At 59.2% G+C, this 14,339-nt stretch carries 11 protein-coding genes and 1 pseudogene; 9 read left to right on the forward strand and 3 right to left on the reverse strand.

Going from position 1 to position 14,339, the window contains the following annotated elements:
- The 9 genes and pseudogenes from JKF87_RS16545 to dapD form a co-directional block, all read left to right on the forward strand.
- Positions 1-82: pseudogene (locus JKF87_RS16545) on the forward strand (IS5/IS1182 family transposase); the annotation flags it as partial.
- Between the two features lie 233 nt (positions 83-315).
- Positions 316-2,340 carry a glycosyltransferase gene (locus JKF87_RS16550; protein WP_201100987.1) on the forward strand — a complete coding sequence of 675 codons (2,025 nt, stop codon included), beginning with the start codon at positions 316-318 and terminating at the stop codon, positions 2,338-2,340.
- Complete coding sequence (locus JKF87_RS16555) at positions 2,321-5,395, forward strand: glycosyltransferase (RefSeq protein ID WP_307418320.1); 3,075 nt, start codon at positions 2,321-2,323, stop codon at positions 5,393-5,395. The genes JKF87_RS16550 and JKF87_RS16555 overlap by 20 nt, the downstream gene beginning before the upstream one ends.
- 29 nt (positions 5,396-5,424) lie before the next feature.
- Positions 5,425-6,480 (forward strand): GHMP family kinase ATP-binding protein, encoded by a 1,056-nt coding sequence (locus tag JKF87_RS16560; RefSeq protein ID WP_201100989.1) that lies wholly within the window; start codon positions 5,425-5,427, stop codon positions 6,478-6,480.
- A 13-nt stretch (positions 6,481-6,493) separates the two neighbouring features.
- Positions 6,494-7,759, forward strand: a complete 1,266-nt coding sequence (locus tag JKF87_RS16565; RefSeq protein WP_201100990.1) for an HAD-IIIA family hydrolase — start codon at positions 6,494-6,496, stop codon at positions 7,757-7,759.
- Positions 7,756-8,916, forward strand: a complete 1,161-nt coding sequence (locus tag JKF87_RS16570) for an AGE family epimerase/isomerase (RefSeq protein ID WP_201100991.1) — start codon at positions 7,756-7,758, stop codon at positions 8,914-8,916. The genes JKF87_RS16565 and JKF87_RS16570 overlap by 4 nt, the downstream gene beginning before the upstream one ends.
- 130 nt (positions 8,917-9,046) lie before the next feature.
- A complete protein-coding gene (gene argB / locus JKF87_RS16575) occupies positions 9,047-9,976 on the forward strand; it encodes an acetylglutamate kinase (protein ID WP_201100992.1) in 930 nt (309 codons plus the stop codon).
- Positions 9,973-10,647: a pyrimidine 5'-nucleotidase gene (locus tag JKF87_RS16580; protein ID WP_236261465.1), complete on the forward strand. Its 675-nt coding sequence runs from the start codon at positions 9,973-9,975 to the stop codon at positions 10,645-10,647. The genes argB and JKF87_RS16580 overlap by 4 nt, the downstream gene beginning before the upstream one ends.
- Complete coding sequence (gene dapD / locus JKF87_RS16585; RefSeq protein WP_201100993.1) at positions 10,644-11,516, forward strand: 2,3,4,5-tetrahydropyridine-2,6-dicarboxylate N-succinyltransferase; 873 nt, start codon at positions 10,644-10,646, stop codon at positions 11,514-11,516. Before JKF87_RS16580 ends, dapD begins: the two co-directional genes overlap by 4 nt.
- Before the next feature lie 43 nt (positions 11,517-11,559).
- On the opposite strand, the gene JKF87_RS16590 is transcribed toward dapD, so the two are convergent.
- The 3 genes from JKF87_RS16590 to yidD all read right to left on the reverse strand — a co-directional run bounded on the left by JKF87_RS16590 (position 11,560) and on the right by yidD (position 14,327).
- Positions 11,560-12,060, reverse strand: a complete 501-nt coding sequence (locus tag JKF87_RS16590; RefSeq protein WP_201100994.1) for a YciE/YciF ferroxidase family protein — start codon at positions 12,058-12,060, stop codon at positions 11,560-11,562.
- A gap of 102 nt (positions 12,061-12,162) precedes the next feature.
- A complete protein-coding gene (thrS, locus tag JKF87_RS16595) occupies positions 12,163-14,094 on the reverse strand; it encodes a threonine--tRNA ligase (protein ID WP_201100995.1) in 1,932 nt (643 codons plus the stop codon).
- A complete protein-coding gene (gene yidD, locus JKF87_RS16600; protein WP_201100996.1) occupies positions 14,091-14,327 on the reverse strand; it encodes a membrane protein insertion efficiency factor YidD in 237 nt (78 codons plus the stop codon). The genes thrS and yidD overlap by 4 nt, the downstream gene beginning before the upstream one ends.
- Between the last annotated feature and the right edge of the window lie 12 nt (positions 14,328-14,339).

The raw sequence follows: 14,339 nt of genomic DNA on the forward strand, positions 1-14,339 counted from the left end.
TGTCGCCACGCGCTATGATCGATGCCCGACCGTCTTCCTCTCCGCCATAGCTCTCGCTGCAACCGTCCTCTTCTGGCTATGAGTCCTGAGCCTAGTCGGTTAAGGAGAAATTGCAGCGGGCTGGGCGCCGGCATACGGAAAGCTTCGTCGGCGAGGGATCAAAAGGCGCGTGACCGAGTTTGAACAAGAAAGCTGCCAAGGTCTAGGTTTGACGGGCTAGGTTTGTGGGAAGCTATAAATTTGAACAGAATTCTTGCGGAGCTAGAACGTTGCTGAGCTTTGCTTTTTACCTCTAACCATGTTTCGCTCTGCCGAATGAAAATCGAGAATCTGATTATTGACGTTCGGCCTGTGCAGGAAGCGGGCCGTGCATCTCCCCTTGCGCGTGCGTTCTTACTGTTGGCGCAACAGTTGATGCAATCCCACTCGGTGACGGTGCTTGCTACACATAAGGCGCCCTGGCCTGCTGAGTTGCCGCCGGAAGGTGCGCGGGTGATTTATGCCCTGCCGATAGAGCGCAAGGCGCTCACGTTAATGACCGCAGGGCGGGGCGTGGATGAGGTGCGGCCTCATATCAAGCCGTTCGTGAGGTCGCTGTCGGTGACTTGGCGAGAGAGGCCGGGCGGCCCCGGGGGTTACGTCGTCGCTGGAACAGATTTGCCTGATTTGCCAGTGGGGCGAGGTGTTTTCTCGGCGCCGGTAGTTTCCGATCTTGATCGGCTTCAACTCGATTTTCTTGAGAGCATTTCGGTTTCGCTTATTGTCGTTGATGGCGTTGTGGCCTCTGACAAGGACGTGATGCGTGATCTCATTGCGGCCGTCAGAGGAACAGATACGCGTATCGTGACCCTGGGTGGGGCTAGCGTCGTCGAGGCCCCGGAGGTGCTTGCTCTCTACCTGGAAGGCGGAGGTGTTCGCGAACTTGTTGCGAAATCGAACGTCGTCTTGCTTCCTAAGGGGGAGCCGGAAACTGTAACGAGTTGGGAAGTTGAAGCTTGGGGTGGCGCCTGGTTTACGATTTCGGCGGGTGACGTTGTTAAAAGTCTGGCCGATCTATACCAGCGGGCGATCAGGGCGGGATCTGTCACCGCTGAGGATGCTCAGAGCGGGGAGTTGGACGCTCTGATTTCATTGCCGGTCCAGGAGGTGCCGCCCGCGCCGCTCAGGCCGAGGCTTGCCTTGGTGTCGCCGATGTTTCCTGACCTTGGCGGCCCGCCACATTCGTCGCTTGATCTCGCTATGGCTTTGGCTGAGCTATGTGAGTTGGACGTCTGGACCGACAGCGACATGTTGCCGCTACATCGCAAGCGGGTGAACGGGGTCTATCGCCTTAGTGATGTTTTTCCAGCCGACCGTTACGACGAGGTGGTCTATGTGCTGGGCAATCACCGCATGTATGAGCCGATCTATGCGCTGATGCGTCGTCATGGCGGGATCGTCATCCAGCATGACGCCCATATGTTAGACTTCCTCGATGTTGTGCTCGGCCGTGAGGGGTTGGAGCGCCTTTTACTGGAAGAACTCGGTGAGAGGCGTTCTGCGCATCCTGTGACAGAGTTGATCAAAAGCTTGTCCGAGCTTGGTCGACCGCTTTTGTCGCCGATTGTTGAGTTAGCGGATGGAGTAGTTGTTCATAGTCCTACGGCGCGTTCCGTTATCGACCAGCTCTATGATAGTCATGTAGAATATTTTCCGGTTGGCATGCCTTACACCTTTTCGTCAGAAGAAGTCACCTCTGATAAGAGGCTAAGTGCGAAATATGGATCCGGAATCGATCCGGATGTTCCCTGCATCATATCTTTTGGCGAAGTTCATCTTCAGAAGGGCGCTAAGCAGTGCCTATTTGTTCTGAATGAACTGAAAGCGTGGGGCGTGAGGTTCCAGTTTTTGTTTGTCGGTCCTGTTCAAGACGAATTGAGGCGTGATTTAGAAGGGTACATTGACAGGCTTGGCTTGAGTGACTGTGTGCGAATTGTCGGTGCCGTTTCTGAAGATCAGTATGCTCGGTATCTCGTTGCGGGAGATATTGTGTTGCAGATTCGACAGGTTCCGTTCGGCCAGGTTTCAGGCGCTCTTTTGGATGCCGTTTCAGCTGGGATGCATGGCGTGGCGTCGGAAAGTTTGGGGAAATCCATTGAGGCGCCGGAATTTATTCGCTTGGTCGTGGATGGTTCCTCGCCAACAATTTATGCTGAACAACTCGCTGAACTTATCACTTCAAAGAAATATGAAAATCGACCCAGCTCTAGCTGGGATGGTTTTAAAGCAAGGCATGAATTTCATACCTATGCACGAAACCTTCTGAACATGATATTTGGCCGTGATCGTGAAGTTAGCTGAGATGCAGAATCACAGTTCTCGTGGATTCGGAGAGGCGCTTCTCAGCGGGCGTTTTCTGATTAATGTAAACAACCTTGTGGCATGGCCGTCTCGGACGGGGATACAGCGTGTTTGCTATGAATTTTGTACTCGGTGGCCGTACATAGAGAATACGGTTCCCTTTGTTGAACTGGGGGCGGACCGGATTGGAATTTTATCTCCCGATATATTTGAAGATCTAAGGAAGCTATTCGAGCAGGATGATGCGGTTCTACTATCTTTGCAGGCAGCCAACCCGTCGCTGAAAATCGAACCCAATGTGGGATGGATGGGTTTGATTTCCGCTCGAAATCGAATCGCATTTGAAGTCCAGGCGGAGGTTGCGCTTGACGTTTGCCGTGCCGTTATTTCGTTAGAAGAATCTCTTAATCTGGATTTCTACTCGTTTGCCGCGCGTTATCGCCCAGAAAAGATTTTCAATCTTTGTCATGATTTTCTGAGCTGGACTCATGCTCAGCATTTTAACTTCAAGTGGGATGATGCAGATAGTGTTCTGTTCTCTTTAGAAAATAGACGACGATACAGAAATAACTTCTTCACTTCGACGGCTATGCGTGAGCAGTACGTCACGCGGATTAATCGTGGAGATGAACGCGATTATTTTGTCATACCGCCTGGTGCGGATGGCTTGGGCCGGACCTATCGGCAAGAGCCGCCGAATTCTGATGAGTTTGTGGTGGTCGGTACTCTTGAGCCGCGCAAGCAGCCTGTTCAAATTTTGGAGGCGTTCGAGGCGCTGAATGCAGGCGGCCGAGTAGCGAGTCTCTGCTTTGCCGGACGCATGGGGTGGCTCTCTGTCGAGGATAAGCGTCGTTTATTGAAGGCTTTCGATGAGCACCCATGGGTGCGCTGGGTGGACGGCCCGGACGATGAGACTTTGCGTCGATTGGTGCAGAACTGTCGGGCAACCATTTATCTCTCTCTGGCGGAAGGCTTCGGATCTCCGCCGGTGGAAAGTTTGGCGCTTGGCACGCCTTGCGTTGTGTCCGCCGTCATTCCCAGTGTTTTGGACATGCCGTCGAACGGTCAGGTGCGGATTGCGCCTGATGATGGCGCCGCTCTGATAGAGGCTGTTCTCAGCCTGCTTGATGATACGGCCGTTGTCGCCTTGCAGAAGGAGATTGAAACCCTGGCGCTGCCACGATGGCAGGGTTTCGTTGACGGCATAGCCGCCATGATTGACGAGCGAGCTCCGCCCAGCCGCGCCCGGCAGCCCCTGAGCTATGCGCAATCGCTGGATCTTCTTAGGGCTTTGGCTCGAATCCGAGAGGCGTCCCGTGACGACTTGATTGTTGATATTCTTAAGGCTGTGGATCTGGATATCAGCAAAATTCAGATCGCCAGGGTTCAAGACGAGGCGAAAGCTGGTCAGTGGACGAACATAGATGTCGTTCTGAATTTGGCGGCGAAAATGCCGATGGGAACAATCCCGGGGGCGTTCGTGCAGGGAGTTGTCCAGTCGGGGTTGGATTTGTCCAGGCTTCTGCCTGGTGACTGGCGGGTTTGGCAGGCTGAGTTCCGAGATTTGTGTCGAGAGCCTGATTATCGTCTGTATGTCAGGCGGATTTTTTCCGAGCTTCATGGAAGAAGCGTCGATGATGCCGAGTTGGAAACCCATCTCCCCGCACGTGAAGTTTCTCATACGCGTCTTCACGCTCTGGGTCAGGCGCTGGATAGCGATGAGTACGCAAATCGGCAGCGAGATCTAGCGCGAGAACGTGCGCCGAAGGATTATTTCGACGAAATAAGTGTTCAGTCGATCGCGTGGAAGCAGCGCGCATTGGCGACCTTGGCCTGCGAAACGGCGGTCGATCGTGCTCTTTTGATCGAAGATGATGAGCTCTTCGTCAAGACCGCCAGTTTGGATTTGATGGCAGAGCTGCCTTCGGCTGAGCAGGCTGTCCTTTGGCGGAAAGGAGCGGCGAGCCTTCAGGGCCGGTACGGTATTCTGCTCGAAATGCTGACATCTCGCGCCTGTCTGCTGAAGGTCAGGGATGCACGAATTCATCTTGAATTGATCCACGACCTCGCCAGACGAGCGGGCTTGGCCGGGCGCCAAAAGATGACGCCCCTGCAACTGTCCTCCCGTGTGGCTAAGGCGCTGAATGCGGCGGCGCAGTCCAACTCAGTTGATCTGACTCTATTGGTCGATGAAGGGGATGCCGGACGGGACCGCGGCGTCAGCAGCTTGATCAAGAGCCAAAAGGAACCCTCACAGGGAATGGCGCTTGCGGCGCTGTGGGTGATGGCTTCAGGGCGGGCGGAGTGGAACCCGCAGTTGCTGGACTGGGCTCGCGCTCAGTTGAAAACCCTTGTTCTTAAGAATTCCCACCAGCCAACCGGTTGGACGGGTGATGTCGCAAATCAGTTTCGGGTGGCTATTGGACGTCCGGCCACGCCGGAGGAGCTTCTTGTGCTCGCCGAACGAGGAAGCGAACAGGACGCGCGCATCAAACTGTTGGCGATCTTGGTTTCGGGCTTGAGGCGCGGTGAACTGGCTGATTGTTCCGAAGCTCTGTACGCGCTTTTGGATGAAGCTGATCTTTTGGTCGTAGAGGCAGGCGTGATCGAAAGCCTGGCTTCGTCTCTGGAAGTTGCTGCGCCTCGTCGTTTCGGTCAGACGTTTCGTGCTGAAGGCCGCGAAGCGGTTGCGAGCATTGAGGGGGGGGGCGCAGGGTCGGTGTCAGGAGCGCCTGAAGTCCTGCTGCAGGAGCATGCCGATGGCGACATCTCCACGATCGAACAGCTTTTGATGCTTGATGACGAGCCCTTTGTGCGCATGGCTTACAAGAAAATTCTTCTCAGAGAAGCAGATGAAGGGGGGCTTTCTAACTATAGAGGGTTGCTTCTAGCGGGTAAGGGGAAGGTTTCCGTGATACGGGGGCTAGCTCTAAGCGAAGAGGGTCGTGCTAAGAAAACGCAACTTCTCGGTCTTCAGGAGTTTCTTGATGCTAACCCCATTCCAAGCCGGAGAGGCAAGAAGTCCTGGAAGCGTTTGTTCCGCTTTAAACTGTAAGATTATGCTTATAACGGACGGATTTGATCATGTTTGAAAATCTTAAGCACGATAACGTCCGTGCCAGGGCGCCGCTGCGACTTGGCCTTGGGGGCGGCGGTACGGACCTGAATTCCTACTATCTGGAGCATGGCGGCGCGGTCCTGAATGCGACGATTGACCGATATGCCTATGCGCATCTTACGAAGAATCCGGATGGGCGGCTATGTTTCAGGGCTGACGATTTGGGGCAGGTGGACGAACTGCCGTGCAGTCTGGATTTTGATGTTCGGTCGGGCCTCTCCCTGCACCGTGTGGCTTATGCTCACATGATGGAGAAGTATAACGACGGAAAGCCGATGTCGTTGTCGATCTCCACTACCATAGATGTGCCGGCCGGTTCAGGGTTGGGGGCGTCTTCTGCGCTGATGGTTGCGTTGATCGAAGCTTATGCACTGGCCCTGCGCCTGTCGCTTGGCCCGTATGAAGTGGCGGAACTTGCCTATGATCTGGAGCGCGAGCGACTCGGCATGTTGGGCGGCAAGCAGGATCAGTATGCCGCCGCGTTTGGCGGTTTCAACTATATTGAGTTTTTGCCAAATGATGTCGGCGTTATCGTCAATCCGCTTCGTCTTCATCGTGAGTATTTGAACGAATTTGAATCCTCTCTTGTGATTTGCTTCAGCGGACAGTCGAGGGAGTCGGCGAAAATAATCAAGAACCAGGTCTCGGGATTGAATGCGCTGGATGCGAAGACATTGAAGTCCATGCATGAAATAAAGAATCACGCAGCTGAGATGAAATCTCTACTTCTTGCAGGCAAGGTTCGTGAAACGGCCAATGTCCTTCAGAAGGCGTGGCTGTCTAAGAAGAATACGGCTTCGACAATCACCAACGACACCATCGATGATATCATCGAGGTGGCCATGGATCATGGGGCATGGGGCGGCAAGGTTTCTGGCGCAGGTGGCGGCGGGTTCATCATGCTTTTGGCTGATCCATCGCGTCGGCATAATCTTATCGAAGCTCTGAATTCTGCCGGCGGCGCCGCCAGTGCTGTTCGGCTGACGTTTGAAGGGCCGGAATCCTGGGTCGTTCCCTCATAAAGGGCTTGAGGTATTGATCGACAGATCGGTTCTGTTTGATCCAGCGAATAAGGGTAAAATCAACGTGGTCGAACAATGCGCCATCCTTTTGGGCGGTCTGGGAACGCGCCTGGGCGAGCTTACGCGCGAAACGCCCAAACCCTTGTTGCCCGTCGGCGACCGGCCTTTTGTCGAGTTGCTGATCCGCGAAGCCTGGCGGATGGGCTTTCGCAAGGTGCTGCTTCTGGCCGGATATCGCTCCGAACGGGTTCTGGGCATGGTCGACGACCTGCGGCGGGTGCTCCCCCGCAACTGCTCGCTAGAGATATCGGTCGAGAACGAACCGCTGGGGACGGGCGGGGCGGTGGTCAATGCGCTGCCCTATCTGGAAGAGCGTTTCCTGCTGATCAACGGAGACACCTGGTTTGATTTCAACTGGAATGCGCTCTGCACCGATCACGGCGAGGACACCGCGAGCGTAGCGATCCGAGAGATCGATCTGGCTGACCGGTATGAAACAATCGAAGTGGACGGTGATGGTCGCGCCCTGCGTGTAATTCCCCGGGGGGGCGCGCAGCAGGCGCCCTTCTACGTCAATGGGGGCGTGTATTGTTTCTCCAGATCGCATTTTGAGGCTCGGCAGGAGCGTTTCTCATTGGAAGCGGATTTGCTGCCGGCACTGACCGTCGCGGGAAAGCTGCGCACTGTGCGTTCAGAAGGGTATTTCATTGATATCGGCATTCCGGAAACCTATGCTCGAAGCCAGGTTGAAATACCGGCGCGTCAACGTCGCCCGGCCCTGTTCCTGGATCGTGACGGCGTCATCAATCATGACGACGGCTATGTCGGTACGCGGGATCGTTTCCGCTGGACGCCTGGCGCCAGAGACGCGATCCGTTACGCCAATGAAGCGGGTTATTTTGTATTCGTTGTCACCAACCAGTCCGGCGTAGCGCGCGGTTATTACACGACAGAGGATGTTGTGGCCCTGTTTGACTGGATGCAGACCGAACTGCGTCAGGCCGGAGGGCATATCGATGACTGGCGATACTGCCCGTATCATCCGGATGGTGTCGTGGAGGAGCTTTCCATCGTGCATCCGTGGCGTAAACCTCAGCCGGGAATGCTGTTGGATCTGATGGCGCAGTGGGACGTTGATGTCGCTCACAGCCTGATGATCGGTGATCAGGGCAGTGATGTCGCCGCCGCTGAGGCCGCAGGTGTTCAAGGTGTCTTGTTCAACGGCCCAGATCTCTACGCATTCGTAATTGAGCACCTGTCGAAGAGGCGCGAAGCATGATCACACACGACCTTGAACAGGTTCAGGGGAAGGCCAGAGAGTGGCTGCTGAATATTGCTGCGCCGTTCTGGAGCCAAACAGGGCGCACTGCGTCGGGTCTGTATGCAGAAAGACTCTCGCGAACGGGTCAGCCTGATGCGGAATATTATCGAACCTTTGTTCAGGCGCGTCAGATTTATGCCTTTTCCGCCGCCCATCAGCAGGGTTGGGATGGGCCCGCGGTCGATCAGGTTCAGCAGACGGTCAATCGTCTGATGAGCTCAGCACGGCGCGCAGATGGTTTCTTTGTTCATAAGCTCACCCATGAGGGGGATGTGCTTGATGAACGCGCTGATCTTTATGATCAGGCATTTGCCCTGTTCGGCCTTGCTGCTTCTGGAAATCTTCTCGAGAAACCCAGTCTGTTTGATGAGGCAGAGCGCTTGCTCGATGTCCTCGAAGCTCACTGGAGTCATTCCGAAGGGGGCTTCACCGAGGGCGAGATCGTGGACAGTTCGATCCGTCGTCAGAACCCGCACATGCATTTGCTGGAGGCGTTCACCGCACTCTATCAGTACAGCGGGCGCCAGCGTTTTGGTGATGCAGCTGCGTCCATCGCTGAACTTTGCCAGACGCGGTTCGTTGATGCGGACACCGGCGCCCTGCTTGAGTATTTTGAGCAGGATTGGCGTCCGCTGGGTGATGTGCGAGGCCGGATAGCAGAGCCAGGGCATTGCCTGGAATGGGCGTGGCTGTTTGAAGGATTTGCGGCGATCGGAGGCGCGGACGCTCTGGCCGTGTCTGATGCTCTGACAGGATTTGCGCGCTCAAGGGGTATTGATGCGGAGCGCGGCGTAGCCATCAATGAAGTCCTGACCAATGGTGAAATTCACGACGACAGGGCGCGACTGTGGCCTCAAACCGAGCGCATGAAGGCGGCGGTGTCGCGTTATGCGCGCACCGGCGCCGACAACGAGGGACGTGAAATCATCGACGCCTACAGGGGATTGGAGAAATACTTCCTGGCGGACCGCCCGGCTCTTTGGACCGACAAGATGCTGAAGGATGGGACCTTCTTGGAGGAACTGGTGCCTGCCAGTTCATTCTACCACATCTCCTGCGCGATTCATGAGCTGCTGAACCTTGAGGTTGCGGCTGATCGGTCTTCACAGGGCTGACGTCGGATGCTCGCTGCATTGCTGGGCGTCGATATGTCCAACTCGCTCGTAAGCAGGTTGAGGTCCAGGCGACGGCGAGGCCCGGTTTCATAGTGACTCGGCAGGGCTTCGCCGCTATCTCGCGCGGGCAATGAACGAAACTGAACGCCAATCCGAAGAACGCAGCTGGGAGACGGCGAAGACACTCGCTGAGGCCCTGCCGTATATTCAGGTCTATGACCGTGAGACCGTGGTCATCAAATACGGCGGCCACGCCATGGGCGAGAGCGCCGTGGCCAAGCAATTCGCCGCCGATGTCGTGCTGCTGAAGCTGATGGGGGTGAACCCGGTCGTGGTGCACGGCGGCGGGCCGCAGATCAGCGCCATGCTGGACAAGGCCGGGGTCAAGTCCAGCTTCATCGACGGCCTGCGCGTTACGGACCCGGCGACGATGGAAGTCGCCGAAATGGTGCTGTCGGGCGCGGTCAACAAAGAGATCGCCCACTGGATCACCATGGCCGGCAAGGAGGCCGACGTGCGTGGCGTGGGCCTGTCGGGCAAGGATGCGGGTCTGCTGACGGTCGAGAAGACGCGCCGCACCAAGCGTGATCCCGACAGCATGATCGAGCATGAGGTCGACCTGGGCTATGTCGGCGAACCGACCAAGGTCGATCCCAAGTTGATCGCCGGACTGATCGCCTCGGAGACCGAAGACTGGGTGCCGGTCATCGCCCCGATCGGCGTGGCTGAGGACGGCCAGACCTTCAACGTCAATGCTGACACGGTGGCGGGCGCCATCGCTGGTTCGCTGAACGCCAAGCGGATGCTGCTGCTGACGGACGTGCCGGGGGTCAAGGGGGCGGACGGCCAGATCATCCGCCAGATGACGCTGGAAGAGGCGCAGAACCTGATCGACACGGGCGTGGCCACCGGCGGCATGATCCCCAAGCTGGAGACGGCGATGGCGGCGGTGCGCGCAGGCGTCGAGGCCGTGGTCATTCTGGACGGCCGCCGGTCGCACGCCATGCTGGTGGAGCTGTTCACCGAGTTCGGCGCAGGCACCCTGGTGAAGGCGTCTTGACCGACCTGAACCCCGCCAATCTGGGCCACGTCAACGCCTGGGTGTTCGACATGGACGACACCCTTTATCCGCGTGAGCAGGGGCTGATGCGTCTGGTCCAGGCGCGGATCAACGCCTTCGTGGTCGAGGCCGTGGGCCTGGCGCCGGAAGAGGCGGCGGTGATGCAGCGCCAGTTTCTGGACGAGCACGGCACGACGCTGGCGGGCCTGATGGCCAACTACGCCGTCGACACCGACCGCTTCCTGAAGGAAGTGCATGACGTGCCGCTGGATTCGGTCGAGCCGAACCCGCGTCTGGCCGAACGGCTGAAGGCCCTGCCGGGCCAGTGTTTCGTCTTCACCAACGGCGCGCGCGACTATGCGCACCGGGTGCTGGGCCGGATCGGGATTTCCAACTGTTTCGCAGGCGTCTTCGCCATCGAGGACGGGGATCTGACGCCCAAGCCGAACCCGGCGACCTTCCGGCGGATGCTGGAGCGGTTCGACATCCAGTCCCACCGCGCCGCCTTTTTCGAAGACACGCCCAAGAACCTGGAGCCGGCCAAGGCGCTGGGCATGACCACGGTTCTGATCGGCGACGGGCATGGCAAGCCGTTGGGCGACCACATCGACATCATCGCCCCCGATCTTCTCGACTTCCTCTCCGACCTGAATCTCAAGGACGCCGCATGACCGACCTGTCGCATCTCGAATCCGTCATCGAGGCGGCCTGGGAAGACCGCGCCAATGTCTCGGCCGCGACGCAGGGCGATGTGCGCCATGCCGTCGAAAGCGCCCTGGCCCTGCTGGACTCCGGCCAGGCGCGCGTGGCCTCGCGCGGCGACGACGGCGTCTGGACCACGCATCAGTGGCTGAAGAAGGCGGTGCTGCTGTCCTTCCGCCTGAACGACAACCAGATCATGCGCGCCGGTTCGCGCGGCCCGGTCCTGCCGATCTCGTCGGACCATGCCTCGGGCCTTGGCCCCTTCTGGGACAAGGTGCCGAACAAGTTCGGCGAATGGGGTCAGGCCGACTACCAGGCCGCAGGCTTCCGTTCCGTGCCGGGCGCCATCGTCCGTCAGGGCGCCTATATCGCCAGGAACGTCGTGCTGATGCCGTCGTTCGTGAACATCGGCACCTATGTCGATGAGGGCACGATGGTGGACGCCTGGGCCACGGTCGGCTCCTGCGCCCAGATCGGCAAGAATGTGCACCTGTCGGGCGGCGCGGGCATCGGCGGCGTGCTGGAGCCTCTGCAGGCCAATCCCACCATCATTGAGGACGGCTGCTTCATCGGCGCCCGCGCCGAGGTCGCCGAGGGCGTGATCGTGCGCGAGGGCGCGGTCCTGGCCATGGGCGTCTATCTGTCCGGCTCGACCAAGATCGTGGACCGCGCCACCGGCGAAGTCTTCCGCGGCGAAGTGCCGGCCTATTCGGTCGTCGTGCCGGGTTCGCTGCCCGATCCCAAGGGCGGCCCGTCGCTGTATTGCGCCGTCATCGTCAAGCGCGTCGACGCCCAGACGCGGGCGAAGACCGGCGTGAACGAACTGCTGCGCGACTGATTGCAAGATCGGGGACGGCCGTTCGGTCGTCCCCGTTTCCTGATCAGGCAGCGGCCTTCACGGCGGCTGCGTTGACAGCAGCGTCGGCGATGCCGGTCAGGTCTTCGTCTGTTTGGGCTTCTTCCTGCAGGGTCTCATCCAGCAGGGCGGCGGCGTCTTTCAGACCCAGAACCAGCGCCCAGCGTTTCAGCGTGCCATAGCGCGTGATCTCATAGTGTTCGACGGCCTGTGCGGCGGCCAGAAGACCTGCATCAAGGGCGGGCGCGCCCTTGTATTCTTCCATGATTTCGTCGCCCTCGGCCAGGATGCCCTCGATGGCGTCGCAGGTCTTGCCCCGCGCGGGTTTGCCGATGATTTCGAAGACCTGCTGCAGGCGTTCGATCTGACCTTCGGTCTGGCCCTTGTGCTTCTCGAAGGCCGCTTTCAGTTCTGGCGATTGAGCGGCCCTTGCCATTTTAGGCAGGGATTTCAGAATCTTCCGCTCAGCGTAATAGATGTCCTTGAGCGTGTCGTGGAACAAGGTGTCGAGAGTCTTGTCGGCCATGGTCGCAGTCTCCCTTGATGTAGTGGGGCGCAAATGCGCGCCCCACTACAAGCGATCCCACGGGCTTACGTTCCTGCGAACCAGACCAGCCGGCGTTCAGCCTCAGGCCTGAAGGCGCTTCAGGTCCGGGGGGGTGGCCTCGTCGGTGAGGAGGGCGATGGCTTCCTCGACCGTGACGATGGTCTGGGCCTGGCTGCCCAGGCGGCGGATTGCGACCTTGCCTTCTTCGGCTTCCTTGCGGCCGACGACGGCGATGGCGGGCACCTTGCCGACTGAGTGTTCGCGGATCTTGTAGTTGATCTTCTCGTTGCGCAGGTCGGTTTCGACGCGCAGGCCCGCCGCGCGGAACTTGGCCGTGACCTCTTCGGCATAGCCGTCGGCGTCCGACGTGATGGTCGCCACCACGGCCTGGGTCGGGGCCAGCCACAGCGGGAAGGCGCCCGCATAGTTCTCGATCATGATGCCGATGAACCGTTCGAACGACCCCAGGATCGCGCGGTGCAGCATGACCGGGCGGTGCTTCTGGCCGTCTTCGGCGATGTAGGTCGCGTCCAGACGTTCGGGCAGGACATAGTCCAGCTGGATCGTGCCGCAGGTCCATTCGCGGCCGATGGCGTCCTTGACGATGAAGTCCAGCTTGGGCGCGTAGAAGGCGCCGTCGCCCTCGGTCACGACCGGCTCTGTTCCGGCGGCGCGGGCGGCCTCAAGCATCAGGGCCTCGGCCTTGTCCCAGAACTCGTCCGAACCGGCGCGGTTCTCGGGCCGGGTGCCCAGGCTGATATAGGCGGTCTCCATGCCGAGGTCGGCGTGGACGCTGCGGGCCAGCTTGATGAACTCGGCCGTCTCCTCGACGATCTGGTCTTCGCGGCAGAAGATGTGGGCGTCGTCCTGGGTGAAGCCGCGCACGCGCATCAGGCCGTGCAGCGACCCTGACGGCTCATAACGGTGGCAGGCGCCGAACTCGGCCATGCGCAGCGGCAGTTCGCGATAGGACCTCTGGCCCTGATCGAAGATCTGGACGTGGCCGGGGCAGTTCATCGGCTTGAGCGACAGGGTCTCGCCCTCGACCGTCTCGCAGACGAACATATTGGGGCGGTACTTGTCCCAGTGGCCGCTCTGCTCCCAGAATTTGCGGTCCAGAACCTGGGGCGTCTTGACCTCGACATAGCCGGCGGCGTCCAGGCGGCGGCGCATATAGGCCTCCAGCACGCGCCACAGGACCCAGCCCTTGGGGTGCCAGAAGACCATGCCGCGGCCCTCTTCCTGCATGTGGAAGAGCTCCATCGCCTTGCCGACTTTGCGGTGGTCGCGCTTTTCGGCCTCTTCGATCCGCAGCAGATAGGCGTCCAGGTCCTCCTTGGTCGCCCAGGCGGTGCCGTAGATGCGCTGCAACTGGGCGCGGTTGCTGTCGCCGCGCCAATAGGCGCCCGCCAGCTTGGTCAGCTTGAAGGCCTTGCCGACGAACTTGGTGGTGGGGAAGTGTGGTCCGCGGCACAGGTCCGCCCATTCGCCCTGCTTATAGACGGTGATCGTTTCCGTCTCCGGCAGGTCGCGGATCAGTTCGGCCTTGTAGCTTTCGCCGATTTTCTCGAAGTGGGCGATGGCCTCGTCGCGCAGCCAGACCTGGCGCTCCAGCGGGGCGCCCCGGTCGATGATCTCGCCCATCTTCTTTTCGATCTTGGCGAAGTCGTCGGTCGAGAAGGGTTCGTCGCGGGCGAAGTCGTAATAGAAGCCGTCCTCGATGGCCGGGCCGATGGTGACCTGGGTGCCGGGGAACAGTTCCTGCACCGCCTGGGCCAGCACGTGGGCGGCGTCGTGGCGGATGGTCTCCAGCGCCTCAGGATCGTCGCGCATCAACAGGCGGAAATCGCCGTCGCCGTCGATGACGCGGTCAAGGTCGCGCTGCTCGCCGTTCCAGACGACCAGAGCCGCCTTCTTGGCCAGAGAGGGAGAAATGGCGGCGGCCACGTCGCGGCCCGTCGAGCCTTGCGGATACTGACGCACCGCGCCGTCGGGGAATTTCAGTTCGATCATCGTTTTTCTTTGACTGGGGGCACGGGATCATAACCCGACCCTCCGAAAGGATGGCATTTACAGAGCCTGCGCACGGTGAGCCATCCCCCCCGCACCGGACCATGCTGGATCAGGGCGTCGCGCCCATAGTCCGAACAGGTCGGCAGGAATCGGCACTGCTGGCCGATCAGGGGGGACAGCGTCAGCTTGTAGCCCCGATGGGCCGCGCGCACGCCGCGTTCATAGAGAGACATTTGTCCCTTCGC

The organism is Brevundimonas nasdae, from assembly GCF_016654005.1.
Classification (GTDB): Bacteria; Pseudomonadota; Alphaproteobacteria; order Caulobacterales; family Caulobacteraceae; genus Brevundimonas; species Brevundimonas nasdae.